This window comes from Oribacterium asaccharolyticum ACB7 (genome assembly GCF_000238075.1).
GTDB lineage: Bacteria > Bacillota > Clostridia > Lachnospirales > Lachnospiraceae > Oribacterium > Oribacterium asaccharolyticum.
Genome location: NZ_JH414505.1, coordinates 646,398 through 665,480, shown reverse-complemented (window position 1 = coordinate 665,480; position 19,083 = coordinate 646,398). Strand labels below are relative to the sequence as shown.

At 45.6% G+C, this 19,083-nt stretch carries 20 protein-coding genes, 3 tRNA genes and 1 rRNA gene; 21 read left to right on the top strand and 3 right to left on the bottom strand.

Annotated elements, in window-relative coordinates:
* The 21 genes from HMPREF9624_RS07850 to HMPREF9624_RS07750 all read left to right on the top strand — a co-directional run.
* Positions 1–285: ribosomal RNA gene (locus HMPREF9624_RS07850) — 23S ribosomal RNA — on the top strand; the annotation flags it as partial.
* Positions 286–411: 126 nt separating this feature from the next.
* Positions 412–484, top strand: a tRNA-Asn gene (locus HMPREF9624_RS07845).
* Between the two features lie 27 nt (positions 485–511).
* Positions 512–582: transfer RNA gene (locus HMPREF9624_RS07840), tRNA-Cys, on the top strand.
* A 20-nt stretch (positions 583–602) separates the two neighbouring features.
* A tRNA-Glu gene (locus tag HMPREF9624_RS07835) sits at positions 603–674 on the top strand.
* A 65-nt stretch (positions 675–739) separates the two neighbouring features.
* A complete protein-coding gene (locus tag HMPREF9624_RS07830) occupies positions 740–1,099 on the top strand; it encodes a DUF6145 family protein (protein ID WP_009537303.1) in 360 nt (119 codons plus the stop codon).
* Positions 1,096–1,944, top strand: coding sequence for a biotin--[acetyl-CoA-carboxylase] ligase (locus HMPREF9624_RS07825; protein ID WP_009537302.1), 849 nt, complete (start codon positions 1,096–1,098; stop codon positions 1,942–1,944). The genes HMPREF9624_RS07830 and HMPREF9624_RS07825 overlap by 4 nt, the downstream gene beginning before the upstream one ends.
* Before the next feature lie 79 nt (positions 1,945–2,023).
* Entirely contained in the window at positions 2,024–2,530 is a 507-nt protein-coding gene (locus HMPREF9624_RS07820; RefSeq protein WP_009537301.1) for a hypothetical protein, read from the top strand.
* Positions 2,530–3,240 (top strand): guanylate kinase, encoded by a 711-nt coding sequence (locus HMPREF9624_RS07815; protein WP_009537300.1) that lies wholly within the window; start codon positions 2,530–2,532, stop codon positions 3,238–3,240. The genes HMPREF9624_RS07820 and HMPREF9624_RS07815 overlap by 1 nt, the downstream gene beginning before the upstream one ends.
* A gap of 22 nt (positions 3,241–3,262) precedes the next feature.
* A complete protein-coding gene (locus HMPREF9624_RS07810; protein WP_009537299.1) occupies positions 3,263–4,147 on the top strand; it encodes a hypothetical protein in 885 nt (294 codons plus the stop codon).
* 12 nt (positions 4,148–4,159) lie between these two features.
* Positions 4,160–4,999: a PSP1 domain-containing protein gene (locus tag HMPREF9624_RS07805; RefSeq protein ID WP_009537298.1), complete on the top strand. Its 840-nt coding sequence runs from the start codon at positions 4,160–4,162 to the stop codon at positions 4,997–4,999.
* 3 nt (positions 5,000–5,002) lie between these two features.
* The gene (locus tag HMPREF9624_RS07800; protein WP_009537297.1) at positions 5,003–5,746 is read left to right on the top strand and encodes a tRNA1(Val) (adenine(37)-N6)-methyltransferase; all 744 of its coding nucleotides are present in this window, start codon (positions 5,003–5,005) and stop codon (positions 5,744–5,746) included.
* Between the two features lie 214 nt (positions 5,747–5,960).
* On the top strand, positions 5,961–6,971 hold the full coding sequence (locus HMPREF9624_RS07795; protein WP_009537296.1) for a DUF2156 domain-containing protein: 1,011 nt from the start codon (positions 5,961–5,963) through the stop codon (positions 6,969–6,971).
* A complete protein-coding gene (locus HMPREF9624_RS07790; protein ID WP_009537295.1) occupies positions 6,946–7,686 on the top strand; it encodes a GNAT family N-acetyltransferase in 741 nt (246 codons plus the stop codon). The genes HMPREF9624_RS07795 and HMPREF9624_RS07790 overlap by 26 nt, the downstream gene beginning before the upstream one ends.
* A 226-nt stretch (positions 7,687–7,912) precedes the next feature.
* On the top strand, positions 7,913–8,251 hold the full coding sequence (gene rpsF, locus HMPREF9624_RS07785; protein WP_009537294.1) for a 30S ribosomal protein S6: 339 nt from the start codon (positions 7,913–7,915) through the stop codon (positions 8,249–8,251).
* Positions 8,252–8,273: 22 nt separating this feature from the next.
* Complete coding sequence (locus HMPREF9624_RS07780) at positions 8,274–8,735, top strand: single-stranded DNA-binding protein (RefSeq protein ID WP_009427741.1); 462 nt, start codon at positions 8,274–8,276, stop codon at positions 8,733–8,735.
* A 63-nt stretch (positions 8,736–8,798) separates the two neighbouring features.
* Positions 8,799–9,071: a 30S ribosomal protein S18 gene (rpsR, locus tag HMPREF9624_RS07775; protein ID WP_009428553.1), complete on the top strand. Its 273-nt coding sequence runs from the start codon at positions 8,799–8,801 to the stop codon at positions 9,069–9,071.
* Between the two features lie 138 nt (positions 9,072–9,209).
* A complete protein-coding gene (locus tag HMPREF9624_RS07770) occupies positions 9,210–10,580 on the top strand; it encodes an ABC transporter ATP-binding protein (RefSeq protein ID WP_009537293.1) in 1,371 nt (456 codons plus the stop codon).
* Positions 10,577–14,371: a glycosyltransferase gene (locus HMPREF9624_RS07765; protein ID WP_009537292.1), complete on the top strand. Its 3,795-nt coding sequence runs from the start codon at positions 10,577–10,579 to the stop codon at positions 14,369–14,371. Before HMPREF9624_RS07770 ends, HMPREF9624_RS07765 begins: the two co-directional genes overlap by 4 nt.
* Before the next feature lie 61 nt (positions 14,372–14,432).
* Positions 14,433–16,142, top strand: coding sequence for an ATP-binding protein (locus tag HMPREF9624_RS07760; RefSeq protein ID WP_009537291.1), 1,710 nt, complete (start codon positions 14,433–14,435; stop codon positions 16,140–16,142).
* A 75-nt stretch (positions 16,143–16,217) separates the two neighbouring features.
* The gene (locus tag HMPREF9624_RS07755) at positions 16,218–16,937 is read left to right on the top strand and encodes a nucleotidyltransferase family protein (protein WP_009537290.1); all 720 of its coding nucleotides are present in this window, start codon (positions 16,218–16,220) and stop codon (positions 16,935–16,937) included.
* The gene (locus HMPREF9624_RS07750; RefSeq protein WP_009537289.1) at positions 16,931–17,644 is read left to right on the top strand and encodes a D-glycero-alpha-D-manno-heptose-1,7-bisphosphate 7-phosphatase; all 714 of its coding nucleotides are present in this window, start codon (positions 16,931–16,933) and stop codon (positions 17,642–17,644) included. Before HMPREF9624_RS07755 ends, HMPREF9624_RS07750 begins: the two co-directional genes overlap by 7 nt.
* Here the strand turns inward: HMPREF9624_RS07750 and HMPREF9624_RS07745 are convergent.
* The 3 genes from HMPREF9624_RS07745 to HMPREF9624_RS07735 form a co-directional block, all read right to left on the bottom strand.
* Positions 17,639–17,953 (bottom strand): BrnA antitoxin family protein, encoded by a 315-nt coding sequence (locus HMPREF9624_RS07745; protein ID WP_009429905.1) that lies wholly within the window; start codon positions 17,951–17,953, stop codon positions 17,639–17,641. The genes HMPREF9624_RS07750 and HMPREF9624_RS07745 overlap by 6 nt on opposite strands.
* Positions 17,934–18,212: a BrnT family toxin gene (locus HMPREF9624_RS07740; protein WP_036595008.1), complete on the bottom strand. Its 279-nt coding sequence runs from the start codon at positions 18,210–18,212 to the stop codon at positions 17,934–17,936. Before HMPREF9624_RS07740 ends, HMPREF9624_RS07745 begins: the two co-directional genes overlap by 20 nt.
* 107 nt (positions 18,213–18,319) lie before the next feature.
* Positions 18,320–18,976 (bottom strand): D-sedoheptulose-7-phosphate isomerase, encoded by a 657-nt coding sequence (locus HMPREF9624_RS07735; RefSeq protein ID WP_009537287.1) that lies wholly within the window; start codon positions 18,974–18,976, stop codon positions 18,320–18,322.
* Positions 18,977–19,083: the final 107 nt, after the last annotated feature.

Genomic DNA, 19,083 nt, shown 5'->3' with positions numbered 1-19,083 from the left:
CCCTATCCGGCGCGGGCGTAGGATATTTGAGAGGATCTGTCCTTAGTACGAGAGGACCGGGATGGACTGACCTCTGCTGAACCTGTTGGGAATCAATCCCATCGCAGGGTAGGCAAGTTGGGAATGGATAAACGCTGAAGGCATCTAAGCGTGAAGCCAACCTCAAGATGAGATATCCCATCGTAAGAGTAAGACCCCTTGAAGAGAACGAGGTAGATAGGGCTGAGGTGTAAGTGCTGCAAAGCATTCAGCTGACAGCTACTAATAGGTCGAGGGCTTATCCAATGCGTCTGATTGATATGTTTTACTGCTGGAATGATTGCGGAGTCCGGAAATTGTGGGCAATGCGGATTTATCTTGACAGGGTTTGCCCTATTCGATATAATCCTTTTCTGACGGATATTTATTTATGCCTCTATAGCTCAGTCGGTAGAGCACGCGGCTGTTAACCGCGGTGTCGTTGGTTCGAGTCCATCTGGAGGCGTTTCACATCTCTCACCGAGGGAAGTGTGGCGAAGTAGCCAAGTGGTAAGGCGTGGGTCTGCAACACCCTGATCACCGGTTCAAATCCGGTCTTCGCCTTTCACTCTACTAAAGAGTTTGGCGCCATGGTCAAGCGGTTAAGACACCACCCTTTCACGGTGGTATCACGAGTTCGAGTCTCGTTGGCGTCATTTTGTCTCAAGGTTTTCCTTGAGATTTTTTTGTTATAAAAATTCACCTGACGAAGGAGGACAGCATGAACTTGCCGGAACAGGGAGAAGCCGCAAAAAGAGTACTATGTGGAGCCAATTCCTATATTGAAAAATATTTTTTTAATCCTCGCTTTCAGAATCTTCCGGAAGAGGTTCAAGAGAGCTTACAGAAGATAGCCGTCGTTTATACGGAAGAGATTGGCGGGATATTTATACTGCAATTTGATGAAGAGGGAAAATTGGACATGGCTTCCATAAAAGAGGACGACGATTTTCTTTATGATCCGATAGGGGCCGAATTGAAACGGAAGCAGATTTTTAAGGATTACAAAGAACTCTTTTCCAAACTGGAAGAGTATTATGCCGGTCTTTTAAAGATAGAGAAGGAAAATTCCAAGTCATGATAGATTTAAATGAAAAACAGATTCTTGCCTATTTTAAGGAAAAACTTATTTCTTCTCCTCATCAAGAGAAGCTCCCTCTTCCGTCTGTGAAAATTTTTCCGGAAACGGGATCAACGAATACCGATATGAAGGAGTCTTTGAAAAAAGAGGGAGAAGCTTCTGAGGGAGCCGAAAAGTCTTCTGCGACACTGGCGGAGGGGACGGTATATCTTACGGACTGTCAAAGCGGCGGGAGAGGAAGACAGGGACACAGCTTTTACTCTCCGAAAGGAATGGGAATTTATTTTTCTATTTTGACCAGACCGAAGGAAAGCTCGGGAAATGCACTGACCATTACGACGCACGCCGCAGTAGCGGTTGTGCGGGCTGTGAAGGAGCTTTACGATATTTCCCTTTCCATTAAGTGGGTAAATGACCTTTTTTTAAATGGAAAAAAGGTTTGCGGGATTCTTGCGGAAGGAAAATTCTGCCCTGCCTTGGAATATTGCATTATGGGTATCGGGATTAATCTTTTTACACCGGAAGGCGGATATCCTGCGGAGATAAGAGAAATTGCAGGCTCTCTTTTCGGAGAATATCAGGAGGAACGCTTTTTTGATTTTGACAGAAACCGGCTAATGGCTATGATTCTTTATCATTACTTCTGTATTTGCGACGAAAAAGAAGTTTTACCGGAATATCGGGAACATAATCTTGTTCTGGGAAGACGCGTTTCGTTTTCGGAAAATGGAATCGAAAAAGAAGGAGTAGTGACAGCGATTACGAAGCATGGCGAACTTTTCCTTCGCCTGGACTCCGGTGTATCGCAAATTCTCTTATCCGGAGAAGTGAAGTTTGTTTCATGAAGAAAGAGATAAAATTTGATTTCAGAGCCGTTACCATGCTATATTGATGTACTGTATAAGTGTCGGTATGGAGGAGAGTATGAAAGATAAGCGAAATAAACGAAACAGAGTGGATGAAGAAGCCAATTTTATCGGCGACGTTGTACGTTTGCTTTTTGCCCTGTCTATCGCCGTAGTGACAGTGGTGGCAGGTTTTATCTTATTTAAAAATATTTCCGGATTCAGCCTTCCGAACTTGAAGGAAACGGAAGCCAGTACGGAACAGACCAAGGATGCAGTTGTGATTACGGAGGCAGCGAAGGAGACGAAAAAGGAGAGTCGAGAAGAGACAACGGAGCAGACAGAAGAGTCTAAAGAAACGGAAAGCACAAAGGAAAGCACTACGGAGTCGGAGACAAAGAAAGAAAGCAGCACTGCGAAAGAAAACGGTGTTGTCGGAGAATCTCCCACTGCGGCAACAAAGAAGGCGGAAAGCACAAAGGCGGAAACCTCTTCCGGAAAGGCTCCTTCCGACCATGTTGCTATTGGAGAAGCGCCGAATGCTGCGGACGGAGATGTTGTGGAAGAAGGACCCGGGGTACACTGATGATCTATTACCTTATGGGAAAATCCGCTTCGGGAAAAGACAGCATTTTTCATAAGCTTCTTGAAAAAGGACATTTCCAACGCTTGATTCCCTATACGACAAGACCGATGCGGGAAGGAGAGGCGGAGGGGCAGGAGTATCATTTTATTTCCGAAGAAGAGTTTGAAAAGCTGATTTCCACCGGAGAAATGGCGGAGCATCGTGTCTATGATACGGTATTCGGAAAATGGTATTACGGTACTGTCTTACCCAAAGAGGCGGAATCCGCAGTACAAGCTGATAAGACTGAAAGAACGGCAGCTACCGAACGGGCTGCTGAGACGGAAAGAGCCGTAAAGAAGCGTTACCTGGCGATTGGGACACTCGAAAGCTATCTGCAGCTGAAAGAGAAACTCGGGGAGCGGGGGATCTTTCCGCTCTATATTGAGGTTCCGGACGAAATTCGACTGGAACGCGCCTTTCTTAGACAGGAGGGAGGCGGCAAGAAAACAAGGGAAGAGATTCTTCGTCGCTTTAAAGCGGATGATGAAGACTTTTCCGAGGAAAAGCTGGCGCAGGCAGGCATCCGAAAGCGCTACCCAAATACGGATCTTACGGAATGCACGAAAGAGATTGAACAAGATACGGTTCTTACGGAATGTACGAAAGAGATTGAACAAGATACGGTTCTTTCGGAATGCACGAGAGAAATCGAAAAGGATACGGAGTAGAGGAGAAGCCTTAGGAAGGAAGATGAAAGAAATCAAGATATCGTCCAATCGAATTCATAATGCCTATCTTCTACTCGGACAGGAAGAGGAAGATTTGGTGAACATGGCAAATCGATTTGCCATTACGCTTCTCTCCGAAGAAAAGCATTTTCAGGAAAAGGGCTTTGCAACGAAAGAGCAGTATCGGGAAAATGTGGCGCTTCGTGTGGAAAAAGGCGAACATCCGGACTGCATCGTAGTGGATTTTCAGGAGAAAGCCGGAGGCGGGAAAAAGAGCAGCATTTCCATAGAGCAGATTCGTACGGAGGTCAAGGGCACAGCCGATATTTCTCCAAAGGAGGGAGAGTATAAGCTGTATCTCATTAAACACAGTGATACCATGACTGTAGAGGCGCAAAATGCGATTTTGAAAACGCTCGAAGAGGCACCGGATTTTGTGGTGATTCTTCTCCTTGCTCAGAATGAAACGAAGCTGCTGGACACGGTTTTAAGCCGTGTGGTGAAGGTCTTTGCGGGGGAAATGGATATAGAGAAGCGCCTTCGATTTTTTTCGCAGAATCCCGCGCTTGTCAAGCTCTTACCCTTTCTTCGGGAGCTTTCCTTTAAGAAACAACAGGAAATGCAGGAATTTGCGGAAGAGCTCTCTACCGTACCTGCTGAGGATTTGTTTTGCTTCCTTGATATTATTTTAAGGGATGTGTTATGCTATAAGTGCACGGGGAATCCGGCGCTTTTATATGAAAAAGAGGGAATTCCGTGTTTGGCCGAGATGGGGCAGAGATATTCTTTCCGCCTGCTTGGCAAATGGGGGGAATATCTGGAGCGATATAAGAGGGGGAAGACGTATAATGTACAAATTTCCCTACAGATTATGGATTTATTTTTCCTACTGCATGAAGAAGGATAGGAGTTTTACTATATGACAGAAGTGATTGGCGTTAAGTTTCGCACGGCGGGAAAGGTGTACTATTTCTCTCCCAAGGGGGTGAGTTTTTCTCGCGGAGAGTATGCCATTGTGGAAACCTCAAGAGGGGTGGAATATGGAGAGGTACTTTTAGAAAATCAGGAGATTACGGAGGATAAAATTGTTGCTCCGTTAAAGGATATTCTCCGTAAGGCTACGGAGGAGGACAGAGTACAGTACGAAGCAAACCACGCTTTAGAGCGGGAAGCCTATGAGACTTGCCAGAAGAAGATTAAAGAGCACGGTTTGGAAATGAAACTGATTGATGTGGAATATACCTTTGATAAGGGAAAGGCCTTATTTTACTTTACGGCGGAGGGAAGAGTGGACTTCCGTGCTTTGGTAAAGGACCTGGCCTCCATCTTCAGAACGAGAATTGAATTGAGACAGGTCGGTGTCCGGGATGAAACGAAGCTTCTTGGCGGCTATGGTGTCTGCGGAAGACCCCTTTGTTGCCATAGCTTTCTTTCGGAATTTGCACCGGTATCCATCAAGATGGCAAAGGAACAGGGTCTGTCCTTAAACCCCAGCAGTATCTCCGGTGTCTGCGGGAGACTGATGTGCTGTTTAAAAAATGAAGAAGAGGTTTATGATTTTCTAAACTCCAAGCTGCCCGCGCTCGGGGAATTTGTGACCACGCGTGAAGGCTTAAAGGGAGAGGTGGTTTCCGTATCCGTCCTGAATCAGAAGGTAAAATTGATTGTCAATCTGGAAAAAGAGGATGAAAAGGAACTCAGGGAATACTCGATTTCGGATTTGAAGTTCAAGCCTCGTCGGAAAATGGATTTGGAGTAGGCTTTGGAAAGAATCGATGATTTGCAGTGTAAGGGCTATCGTATTATACAGGATACGGAAGCCTTTTGTTATGGAATAGATGCGGTACTGCTCAGTGCTTTTGCAAAGGGAGCGGTCAAAAAGGGGAATGCCGTTTTGGATTTGTGCTCCGGAAACGGCATTGTTCCTTTGCTTCTTGCCGCGAAAACCGAAGCCGGAAAGCTCGTCGGAATTGAAATTCAAGAGGAAGCGGCAAGTCTTGCGAGACGATCTGTTACCCTAAATCAAGAAGAAGAACGAATGGAAATGCTGACGGGAGATCTTTGTCAGATAGAAGAGCTTCGCATGAAAGGCGGAGAGCGACTTGCCCATCGATTTCAGGTTGTTACCGCCAATCCTCCCTATATGCAGTCAGATTTGCAAAACCCCGACTCGAAGAAACTCATCGCAAGACATGAAATTCTGTGCCGTTTTCAGGATGTGGCAAAGGCTGCAAGTTTTGCTTTGGACAGTAGAGGAAAATTCTTTATCGTGCATCGTCCGAAAAGAATGGCGGAGATTATCAGCATTTTGCGAGAAAACAAGCTAGAGCCGAAGCGGCTGCAAATGGTGCACTCCTATCTAAACGGAGAGGCCAAGCTCTTTCTTATAGAGGCGGGAAAAGATGCGGGGGTAGAACTGCGCATCCTCCCTCCGCTTGTGATCTATCGGGAAGATGGAGAATACACGGACGAACTGAAAGAAATCTACGGAATAGCATATCCGTAAACGGATATTATCCGAATAAAGGGACTAGGCGAGGGCATTTGGCCGTGCTAGATTGAAGGAAATCATTGGAGAGGAGTCTACAGAGAAGATGTCTTCCGATGAAAGTTAAAAAAAGCATAAAGAAAGGAGGAAATCAGTTCTTTTTTTCCTTTTCTTTTTTCAATCTGTGGTAAAATGATAAGCCTAGAGTGTAAAAGGAAAGGAACGAATATTCATGCAGGATGCAAAAAAGCTGCAATTTTCAGTACTGCGGGCTGAAGACTCCAAGCATATCGCGCCGTATTTTTATCGCAGACCGAACAGAACCTGTGACAGCTGTGCCCTTGACAGTTATTTATGGAGAGAGTACTGCGATATTATGGTCGCGGAAGAGGAGGACAAGGCTCTTTTTCTTCTGATGGATCGGGAAGGTGAGAAATATACGGCGATGCCGTATTGTGATGAAGAGGATCTCCCGATTTATTTTCAGAGAATTGAGGAGTATTTTAATCAGGTTTTGAACCAACCTCTCAAGATTTATCTTGCGGATGAGGAGGCGGTGAAGTTTCTCAAATTGGAAGAGAACCCGCGTTACCTGGTGAAGGAAGAGGAAGATTTTAAGGACTATCTCTACGATGCGGAGGAGCTTAGGACTCTGCCCGGGAAGCGTTTTTATAAGAAGAAGAATCGGGTCAACAAGTTCAAGAGAGAATATGAGGGACGCTGGGAGTACCGGAGTATTTGCTGCAGTGAGAAGGTCGTTGTTTGGGAGTTTTTGGATCGTTGGTATCAGTCTCGTGCCAAGGAAGAAGGAAACGGCGAAGATACCCTGGAATATGAAATCAAGGGGATTCATGAAGTTTTGCAGAATTGCATGAGCATCGACCATTATATCGGCGGCATTTTTATCGATGGCCGACTGGAAGCCTTTTCCATCGGGGCCTATAACCCGAGGGAGGAAATGGCCAGCATTTCCATAGAGAAAGGCAATCCCGAGATTCCGGGCATTTACCAGGTGATTAACCAGGAATTTTTACTGCATGAGTTCCCTAAGGCGAAGCTTGTGAATCGAGAGGACGACATGGGACTTGCCGGCCTGCGAAGGGCGAAGGAAAGCTATAATCCCATTGATTTTGCGCGGAAGTATATGGTCGTGCAGAAGGATTTCAAGGGTTATGAAGACTTTGTTGTAGACAAGTTTGAGGAAGAGGTTATGCAGTATGATGAGGAAGATACTCCTTCTTAAAACGCCGGAAGAGCAGGAAAGGACGAAGGCCTTGTATCGGGAGATTTTTCCTGAAGATACGGAAGCGTTCCTGGACTTTTATTACAAGGAGAGACCGAAGCGGATTCTTGCCATGGAGGAAGACGGGCAGATTATTGCCATGCTTCATTTAAATCCCTTCCTGCTTTCCTTCTTCGGAAAAGAAATCACGGCCAGTTATATCTATGCGGTAGCGACGAAAAAAGAGAAAAGAAGACAGGGCATCATGGGAGAACTCCTCCGTTACGCCTTTCAACTCTTAAAAGAAGAGGGAGAAGTCTTCTGCATCTTGATTCCCGTAGCGGAAAGCATCTACAGTCCCTACGGTTTTCGGACGGTGGCGAAGCTTTCCAAAGAGGAAAGCGAGGCGGAAGAAGGTAAAAAGGAGAAAGCGCCAAAGAATTCTGCGGAACCGAAATGCGAAGCGGCTAAGCACGGAAACCTGCCGGATTTTAATGAGAAGGCCTTGCAGGACTATGTCCTTTATGCCGTGCCGACAAAGGCACTTTTGGAACGGAGAAAAAAGGAAGCGCTACTGGATTCCGAGGAGGATGCACTTCCGGAAAATCCGGTTCTTATGATGAAGATTTTAAACAAGCCGCTCTTTCTATCCTATACCGGCTATCCGGATGAAAGCGAGGAGGAGCTGCTGAGAAGACTTTCCGGCGAACGGATTCATTTTTCGGATGACATTTAAGTCCGTTATAGCGGAAGTGTGGTGGTAAGCCATAGCAACGGAAGCTATGGAAGGCAGAACGAGAAACGCCGTGTGCCTTCCCTAAAAACCGATGTGTAAAGAAAAGGTAGTATAAATCCAGAATTAGCTTGCGGAATAACAGTTTTTTTGCTAAAATAGGCGACTGTATCACTATTCCTTGCTTTTCCATTAGGAAAGGCCAGAGACCATAAGGAGGTAAAAGCGAATGAACAAGTATGAGTTATGCGTTGTTCTCAGTGCGAAGCTCGATGATGAGGAGAGAGCGGCAGCCATTGAAAAGATCAAGGGATTTATCACCCGTTACAATGGAACTGTTGTTGAGCCTATCGAAGAGTGGGGAAAGAAGAGACTGGCTTACGAAATTCAGCACATGAAGGAAGCCTACTACTATTTCATCCCGTTCACAGGAGATGCAAACACTCCTAACGAGCTCGAGAACCAGGTTCGTATTATGGAGCCGGTAATCCGTTATCTTGTTGTTAAGCCGGAAGAAACAGCACAGGCTAAGACAGCGGAGCATGCAGCAGAAACTGTAGCTGAATAAGCAAGCGGAAAGCGAGTAAAAGATGAACAGAGTTATCCTAATGGGTAGATTGGTAAGAGATCCTGAGATTCGGTATTCCCAAGGGGAGAATAGCATGGCTATTGCAAGATACACTCTTGCGGTAGACAGAAGAGGCAGAAGAAACCAGAACGACGGTCAGCCGACGGCAGACTTTATCCGTTGCGTGTCCTTCGGACAGAGAGCGGAATTTGCCGAGAAATATATGCATCAGGGGATGCGTATGTTGGTTTCCGGAAGCATTCAAACCGGCAGTTATCAGAACAAAGACGGACAGACGGTGTATACCACGGATATTATTGTGGATGACCAGGAGTTCGCGGACAGCAAAGGACAGGGAGGCGGAAACGGCTCTTCCTATTCCAGAGAATCGAACAGTCCGTTTATGGGCGGAACAGACGATTTAAGCGAAGGATTTATGAGTATACCTGATGGGGTAGAGGACGAGGGACTCCCCTTCACCTAGGTTGGGAAGTTTTCCTCAGGATGAAAAAAGGCAGAAGTAGTCTGCCATAGAAGGAGGAAAGCCATGGCATTTCAGAAGTCAGATAAAAGCGGTTCAGCAAGACCAAGACGCGCTGGCGGCGGCTTCCGCAGCAGAAAGAAAGTTTGTGCGTTCTGCGGAGAGAAGTCCAAGCCGGTAGATTATAAGGACGTAGGAACTCTTAGAAAGTTCATTTCTGAGAGAGGTAAGATTCTTCCCAGAAGAATCACAGGTACCTGCGCATCTCACCAGAGAGCAATTACAACAGCAATTAAGCGTGCAAGACACATCGCATTATTGCCATATCAGGTAGATTAATGAGAGCAGCTCCACGAAAGTGGAGCTGTTTTTTTATGTGAACGGAATACGCCTTTTCTTTGACCATAGTTCTTCGGAATGGTATAATTTTTCCAAATGTCTTTAAAGAAAGAATGCATAGAGCAAAGAGGGAGGCAAATGGAAAACGAAGAACTGATTTCCGTGAAAAAGGTAAGCAAGGTCTACCGTTTGTATGACCGCGCTATAGATAGATTGCTGGAAAGTGTCAGCATAAGAAAGAAGTCCTATCATAAGGACTTTTTTGCCCTGCAGGACATATCCTTTTCCGTAAAAAAAGGAGAAGCGGTGGGGATTATCGGAACAAACGGCTCCGGAAAATCCACAATGCTGAAGATTATTACCGGTGTACTGACCCCGACAAGCGGCAGCGTGGAAACGAAGGGAACCGTCTGCGCACTCCTGGAGCTTGGCGCAGGCTTTAATCAGGACTATACCGGGATTGAAAACATTTACATGAACGGCACCATGATGGGCATCAGTAAGGAGGAAATGGACAAGAAGCTTCCGGATATCCTGGACTTTGCCGACATCGGAGACTTCGTGTATCAGCCCGTGAAGTCCTATTCCAGCGGTATGTTCGTCCGCCTGGCCTTTGCCCTTTACATTTCCATCGACCCCGAAATCTTGATTGTTGATGAGGCTCTTTCTGTAGGAGACGTCTTCTTTCAGGCAAAATGCTATCACAGAATGGACGAGCTGAAGAAGAAGGGAACGACCATTCTCATGGTAACGCACGACCTGGGATCCGTTATGAAATACTGTGACCGTGTCATTCTCTTCAACAAAGGAGAAAAGGTCGGAGAAGGCCTTCCCGGAGAAATGGTGGATCAGTATAAGAAAATCCTTGCCGGAAAGAACCCCGCAGCGGAGAAGTTTGTGGATGAGCAGGATTTCCTGGGGGACGGGACGACAGCGGGTACGAGAGGACAGGAGAAGGCGGGACAGGCGAATGAAGAAGTTGTAGAATCGGAAAGCAGTAAGGATGCCGAGACGGACCTTTCGCGCCTCATGAAGGACGAGATGAGCATCAACCCCTCCGCGCAGCTCTACGGAAACGGAAAGGCGGAGATTGTGGACTTCGGTATTTTCGACAACGAAGGGAAGCTCAGCAACATTCTCATAAAAGGAGAGAACTTCACCATCCGAGAGCGAATTCGCTTTTATGACAACATTGCCTCCCCGATTTTCACCTTCACGATAAAGGATAAGCGCGGTATGGACTTAAGCGGAACCAATACGCTTTTTGAAGGGGAAAATATTCCCGCCGTGAAGGCGGGGGACGAGTATATCTGCTCCTTTACTCAGAAAATGAACCTGCAGGGCGGAGAGTATCTCCTTTCCATTTCCTGTACGGGCTTTGAGGGTGGAGAGCATACCGTCTATGACAGAAAATACGATATTACCAGCATCACCGTGCTGTCCAATAAAAATACGGTGGGGATTTACGATATGGAGTCGAAGGTGACTCTGGAAAGGCATGACGCATGACATTTAGCGAATATAAAGGCAATCTCATAGATTGGATCTATTTCTTCCCGGCTGAAGGCGGTTTGGAAAGAGATGCGAGAGTTCTGCTTCTTTCCGATAAAGAGACGGAGGAGATGTTTGCAAGCCGCTTAAAGAGACGGGTAAAACGTCTCTCGCTTCGCTTGGAGGAAGGACAGTATGACTACATTTTGATTCCGAACCTTACGAAGCGTCTCCTTACGCTTTTTCAGGACTCGTTGGAGTTCCTGCTTTCTTCCCTTATGGAAAAATATCTGGTTCCCGGAGGGGAAATCGTTTTGGGAATACACAATGAGAAAAGTATGGAGAGCCTGGCGACAGAGTATCTGGAGAAGGAACTCGCCTATACAAGTCTTTCGGAGCTACAAGGCATCGAGAAAGTCCTGCTTACGAAGTATGAGAAGGGAGAGGGAAGAGTGTATTTTCCGCTTCCGTCTCTGGACTATCCCATTCATTTTTATACCAAGGACAGACTCCCGAAGGAAGGAGAGGAGAGAAAGAGCATTATCGCGCTTTCCGAGGAAGGGGTATTTCCCGCCTTTGCGCCCTGCTTTCTCTATCGTTTTAGAAAGGACACGGCGGGCATTCGGGGCATGAAGGACATTCACAGTAAGAGAGTGGACTATATTAAATACAATTCCAGCAGAAAGCCCGAGTATGCCATCAAGACGGAAATCCTTACGGAGAAAAAAGGGGAAAAGTTCGTTTTAAAAGAGGGAATAACGAAGGAAGCCAACGCCCACATCGAGTCCCTTCCGGAAAAACGGAAGCTGATGGAAGCATTTTTTGCCGAACGAAATGTCAGCGTCCTGGAGGAAATGCAGTTCCATAGAGCCTATGAATCCTCGGACGCACTCTCCTATATCGCCTATCCCTTTGTAAAGGGAAAGAGCATTTCCGAAATCCTCGGGGAGCTGATTTCCGACGGAAAAGCGCCCGTTAAGGAAATTACGGAGGCTTTGGTACTGCTTCTTGGAAGGGAGGAGTGGATTCAGCCTGCGAATTATGATTTGCTTTTTGAAAATGTCTTAATGGTGCAGGATAAGGCGGTGCTCATTGACTGCGAATGGGTATTTCCGGAGGGCGTGGAAAGGAGCTTTCTGGAGTATCGGATTCTCCATTACTGGTACGAAAGCTATAAGCATAAATTAAGATATAGAGACGAAGAGAGCTTTTTCCGTCTTTTCTCCGTGGGAAAGCCGGAGCTTCTCGCTACGGAGAAGAAGGAAAGAGAATTCCAGGAGGAAGTACACGGAGAGAGCGAGGAGAGCAATATCTGGGCTTACCGCAGCCAGCGCTTCAGCCCCGAAAACTTCCGAAAGCAAAAGGAAGTGATAGAGGAAAAAGAGCAAATCATTGCGCATCTTCAGGAGGATATAAAGGACAAAGATGTGGCACTGAAAAAAGAAAGAGAAGTGCTGCGTCTGACTCAGGTGCACGTCGGAAACCTCGAAAAGGTGATCAGCACCCACGAACGGGATATTGCGCAGCTTCAGACGGAGAAGGCGTACTTTGAGAAGCACCAGAGTCTTTATTCTCGCATCAGAAGAAAAGTCTCTTCCGCTTTCAATCGCCGTTTCCCGGAGGATAGCAGGAGAAGACTGATTCTCCACTATATCGCGCAGACCTTCTTACATCCCATCAGAACGATGCTTCTTTATCTTCTGCCGGACGGAAGAAATCGGATTTTAGGGCATTTTAAAATCGGAAAGGCTTACAAAGAGGGCGGAAAAGTTCGTTTTAAGAAAATGGAGCAGCCGAAGGTCAGCATTATCATTCCCTGCTATAACCAGATTCACTATACCTATCGCTGCCTGCAATCCATCCTTGCTCACACGAGCCAGGAGGAAACGCCTTACGAAGTGATTATTGCGGATGATGTTTCCACTGACGCAACGAGGGATTTGCGTCTCTTTTCGGAGAACCTCGTCATTGCTCGAAATAAAGAAAATATGGGCTTCCTGAAAAACTGCAATCAGGCAGCGGAAGTCGCAAGAGGAGAATACATTTTCTTCTTAAACAATGATACGGAAGTGACCGAGGGCTGGCTTTCTTCCCTGCTTGAGCTTATGGAAAGGCGCCCGGATGCCGGTATGGTAGGCTCAAAGCTCGTCTACCCGGACGGAAGGCTCCAGGAGGCGGGCGGCATCATCTGGTCCGATGCCTCCGGCTGGAACTACGGAAGACTGCAGAACCCGGATGATCCGGAATACAATTATGTGAAGGAAGTGGACTATATCTCCGGTGCGGCAATCCTCATTCGCACTTCCCTTTGGAAAGAAATCGGGGGCTTTGACGAACTCTTTGCACCGGCTTACTGCGAGGATTCCGACCTCGCCTTCTCCGTCAGGAAGCACGGCTTTAAGGTGCTGTATCAGCCACGCTCCAAGGTCATCCACTATGAGGGGATTTCGAACGGCACCGATGTGGAGGGTAGCGGCTTAAAGCGTTATCAGAAGGTAAATCAGGAGAAATTCAAGGAAAAGTGGAAGGAAGAGCTGAAGAAGCAGAGTGTCAATACCGGAAATCCCAATCCTTTCCGTGCAAGGGAACGTGGGCAGGGAAGGCGCTATGTTCTCTTTGTTGACCACTATGTACCGACCTTCGATAAGGATGCCGGTTCAAAAACGACCTATCAGTACCTGAAAATGCTGACGGACAAAGGGGTAATCGTGAAATTCCTCGGGGATAACTTCCTCCATGAGGAACCCTATACCTCCGCTTTGGAGGAACTCGGAATCGAGGTGCTTTACGGCACGAAGATGCAGGGCGATATCTGGAACTGGATGGAGCGAAACAAGGACATGATCGATGTTGCGTATTTGAACCGTCCGCATATTGCGACAAAGTACATTGATTTCATTAAGGAAAATACGCCCTGGAAGATTATTTTCTATGGACACGACCTGCACTTCCTCCGTCTCCAAAGAGAGTATGAGCTCGAGCAGAGACCGGAGCTTCTGGAAGAAATTCAGTATTTTAAAAATATGGAGTTCTCCGTGATGAGCAAGGCGGAAATGAACTATTATCCCTCTTCTCTCGAAGTCGAGGAAATCCATAAGATAGACGACAGTATCCCGGTAAAGGCAATTACCGCTTATGTCTTTGATAAGCCGGCAGCAGTAGAGAAGATTGGAGAGGAAAGAGAGGGAATCCTCTTTGTGGGAGGCTTTGCACACCCGCCTAATGAGGACGCCGTTCTTTGGTTTTCTCGGGAAATCCTTCCCTTTATGAAAAGACAGCTCCCGGAGCTGAAGTTCCGTATTGTGGGAAGTCATGTCACGGACAAGGTGAAGGAGCTGGAAAAAATAGAAGGAGTCGAGGTTCTCGGCTTTGTGAGCGATGAAAGACTGCATGAGCTTTATCAGGAAAGCCGTCTTGTGATTGTTCCGCTCCGCTACGGCGCGGGGGTAAAAGGAAAGGTAGTGGAAGCCCTCCATGAAGGTGCTGCAGTGCTTACCACCTCCTGTGGCGCGGAAGGCATTCCCCATGCGAAGGAAGTCATGGTCGTAGAGGACGATCCCCGGAAATTCGCCGATGAAGCGGTGCTTCTCTATCGGAATCTGCCGAGGATTCGGGAGTATTCGAAGAAGGCGACAGAGTATATTGCGGAATATTTCTCCCCCGATGCAGTGTTTAAGGGGATAAAGGATGATTTTGGGGTTTCAGATTTTCCTTCTGTCGATAGAAGGACTGCTATGCTGGAAAGAAGAGTTGCTGATATGAAAGCAGGACGGAACATCCATGAGCATGAGTTAATAGAAGATAATTGAAGGACAAGTAAAATGTGATAATGCTAAGCTATACTATGTGATTAAAATGAGGTGATGAACAATGGGACTTCCAACAAGTATAGAAACCCTCTTGACAGGGAATGTGGTCGAGGGGGCTCGCATAGAATTTAAGACTAGCTGGATGCCTGAAGCATCGCTAAAAACGATTTGCGCTTTCGCCAATGATATTGATAACTGGGGAGGCGGCTATATTGTTCTTGGTGTGAAAGAGAAGAATGGACGTCCCGCACTTCCGGTTGAGGGAATACCGGTCAGCCAGGTTGATGAGATGATGAAAGATTTGCTAAACAAGTGCAATCTAATTCAGCCACGTTATCTTCCTGTTGTTGCACCGATTGAATATCAAGGGAAAACACTTATTGTGATATGGGCACCGGGTGGGGATGTGAGGCCTTACAGTAGTCCGGATACTTTTACTTATCTAAAGGGCAAGGCAGTTGCATCCAAGGAGCGCACGTTTTTTATTCGCAAAATGGCAAGTACGGTAAAGCCGTGTCAGGACGAATTAAATGAGCTTTATTCCCTATCCAACAAAGTTCCGTTTGATGATCGTGTAAATCATCAGGCAGAAATGACGGATTTGAATATTAACCTGATTAGGCAGTACCTTTCTGCTGTCGGAAGCGGTATGGTTAAGGACTTGGATTCCAGACCTCTGGAAAAAATTTGTGAAGACATGGGAATCTGCAATACTATGCCTGAATATCGAAAGCCGAAGAATGTTGGATTGATGTTTTTTTCCGATGAACCTGAGAGGTTTTTTCCGTATGCACAGATTGATGTTGTAGCTTTTCCCAAGGGATTGGGAGGCGACGAAATAGATGAACAGACCTTTAGGGGGCCACTTGATCAGCAGCTGAGAGATGCATTGAGATATATAAGCAACAACTATATTCAAAGGAAAATCATCAAGTATCCTGACCGAGCAGAGGCAGATCACATCTATAACTATCCTTATGCGGCATTGGAAGAGGCTTTGGCAAATGCCGTATATCATAAAGCATATGATGTTCGAGAGCCTATTGAAGTCAGAATTGAAGACGATAAAATTGAAATTGTGAGCTATCCGGGACCGGTTTATTCTGTTACTCGTGAGCAGCTGAAGGATTATCGTGTTTCAAATCGTAGGTATCGGAATCGACGAATCGGCGAATTTCTTAAGGAGCTTCATCTTACAGAAGGTAGAAATACCGGATTCAAGAAAATATTGGATGCAATCAAACAGAATGGATCTCCGTTACCGGAGTTTGAAACGGATAAAGAACACAGTTATTTTATTTCTAGAATCTTTGTTCATCCTGATTTTATTTCAGGCATGGAAGAGGATAAAAGAATTGATGAAACTGAGGTGATAAATGATGGGATAAATCCCGAAAAAGGCAAAAATGAGGTAATAAATGAGGTGATAAATCCCGAAAAAGATAAAAATGAGGTAATAAATGAGGTGATAAATCCCGAAAAAGGCAAAAATGAGGTGATAAATGAGGTGATAAATTCCGAAAAAGATAAAAATGAGGTGATAAATGATGGAATAAGATTAAAGCTGTCTTATATCTCTGAATATAAACGTGAAAAAATCAAGGAACTTCTTCAAATTATCAAAGGAAATCCTTGCGTGGAAATTGATTCGATTGCAGCACAACTTGATGTATCCAGGTCTACAGCAGAAAGATACCTTGCAGAGCTGAGGAGAATGGAAATTATTAGAAGAGAAGGATCCAATAAGAGCGGGAAATGGCGGATACTCTGATTGCATAAGCCTATACATGAGTCAATGCAATATAATACGAGCACAGCATAGTTAGGAAGGAGCTAGGAAAAATCTATGGAAGCAATTCTTTTATGTGGAGGCCTCGGAACGAGACTTCGCTCGGTGGTCTCCGACCGCCCGAAGCCCATGGCGGATATAGCCGGAAAGCCCTTTTTGCATTATCTTGTGAAAATGCTTTCCGAGAGCGGTGTAAAGCACCTGATATTTGCCCTCGGCTATATGGGAGAACAGATAGAGGCGTATTTTAAGAGCGGAGATGACTATGGACTTTCTATTTCCTATTCGTATGAGGACAGCCCCTTAGGGACAGGCGGTGCGATTCGCAATGCTCTTTCCCATGTTTCCGGAGAAAATGTCCTCGTCTTAAACGCGGATACTTATTTCCATACGGATTATGAAAGCTTGCTAAGAGAGCAGCTTAAGAACAAGGCGGCCATGACGATAGCCAGCAGAAAAATAGAGGATATCTCCCGCTACGGAGCAATCCTTAAGGATGAAAGCGGGCGTATTCTTCGTTGGAATGAGAAAATGTCTTCGGATCAGGCGGAAGCACCGCACCCCGGAGAAATCAACGGGGGTATTTATGTCATGCAAAAAAGCCTTATTGAGAAAATCCCCGAAGGAAAGCAGAGTTTGGAAAATGACTGCATCCCGGCGTGGCTAAAAGATGACCTTTATCTTCAGGCGATTCCCTCGGACGGCTACTTTATGGATATCGGGATTCCGGAAGACTATGCACAGTTTAAGGAAGATGTGGAGAGCGGAAAATGCTGAAAAAGACCGTATTTTTAGATCGGGACGGAACGATTAACGAAGAAGTTTCTTATCTCCATAAGGCGGAAGACTTCCGCTTTCTGCCCGGCGTGGTAGAGGGGATGAAGCTTCTCTATGAGCACGGCTTTCAGCTTGTTGTGATTACAAATCAGGCAGGAATCGGAAGAGGATATTATACGGAAGAAGATGCGGAACGGCTTCACCGTTATATGAGAGAGGAGCTTAGGAAGCAGGGGATACTCCTGCAAGGAATCTACTACTGCCCTCACCACTTGGAGGGACTTCCTCCCTATAATATGGATTGTTCCTGTAGAAAGCCGAAAGCCGGGCTCTTCTATCAGGCGGAATGGGATATGCTTACGGAAGAGAGAAATAGTGCCGGAAAAACCATCGAGAAGGAATTAAGTGGCATAGAAAGTGTAGCTCATACCATACAAATTCACTCCCCCTATAGATTGACTGCAAGGGAAGAAGCAGAGCTGGAAGAAGAGAACCGAACGCTTCCCGAACGAAAGAACTGGCTCAGCTCTTCCTACATGATAGGAGATAAGCTTTTGGACTGCTTGGCCGGCGAGAATTTTGGCGTTAATCCTATACTCCTCGGTACAGGCTACGGAAAAGAGGAGCTGGAAAAAGTAAAAAAAGAAGGAAAGCAAGATTTCTCCTACTTTCCTACATTTTTGGATGCGGTAAAGGCAATATTATAAGCTTTTCTTTAGCAATTCATTATCATCTAAGGCAGACTCCAATATCCTACTTAATACGGAAGTGTATCCCTTTCCGAGAGACTTTGCCTTTTTAAGAGCATGTGGGGATAAACGAAGAGTTACAGATTGCTTCCTTCTCTCTTCTTTATTTATTTCTGCAATTCTCTTAAATCGGGCAAGTTCTTCGTCTGTTAGTTCAGGGCAATCTTCATCAAAGGAGAGTGGGCGCAGGGCTGCTTCTTTTAATTCTAAAAACTGCTCATCCGTCAGTTTACTGTTTTTGTCAAGATTATATTTTTTCATAGCCATTGAAATACGCTCTCCTTTCCTTCTCTGTTGCAATTCTTGCAGATATAATACGATATAGGGGATTTCTAAAAGTATAAACAACCATAAGGACCTTACCTGCAAATCCTATAGTGATATACCTATCTTCACTACTACTATGAACTTCATCAAAATATTCTAATCGCTGTTCATCCAAAAAAACCATAGAAGCTGTTTTGAAAGAAATTCCATGTTTCTCAATGTTCTTTTTTTCCTTTACTTCATCCCATTCGAATTGCACTGTCTTTACCCCACAATCCTTTTCATAAGTCAATAGTATAAAAATGCAAGCTAATTTGCAATACAATTTCATAAGCTATAATTTTACGTATTAACTTTCAGTAGCTTTCATCCAAAAAAATATGCTTCTATCATCAAACACAGACAGTGATAAATCGGCAGGTGCAGCTCCTGAATCTGATAGGTTTCCTTGGAGGGAGCAATGATGGAGAGATCGGCCAGCTCCTTTCCGGTACCGCCGTCCTTTCCTGTCAGTAAAATGCTCTTAATCCCCATAGCTTTGGCGAGCTTTAAGGCATATCCCACATTCTTTGCATTGCCTGAAGTACTGATGCCGAAAAGCACATCTTCCTTCTTTCCGTATCCCAAGAGACATTGTGCGTAAAATAAGGCCTCATCCTGGTCGTTGCTATACGCTGTATGCAGCGCAGTCTGCGCGCTGAAAGCGATAGCCGGCAGTCCCTGCTCCAAATGCTTTGTGAAATACTCCGCTTCCTCCTCACCGTAAAGAGTCTTGAGTTCGGAAGAGAGTTCTTCGGAAATCCTTCTCTTCTTACAAAAACCCTTCATTAACTCTCCGACAATGTGGTCACTGTCCGCGGAGCTTCCGCCGTTTCCGCAAAGAAGAAGCTTGCCGCCTCTTTCAAAAGAATCCCGCATCATGGAAAATGCCTCTGCAATCTCCTTATGCAACGGGACAAGCACAGGGTATCTCTCTTCTAAAATCTGTAATTCTTGATAAGCTTTTTCTTCTTGTATCGTCATTCCGTCTCCTTCTTTCTTGAACATTCTATTTTTTACTCTTTGAAAATGACTTTCTATCCACCCGGACAATTTGTCCATGAATAAATATAGCATACTTTCTACTAAAT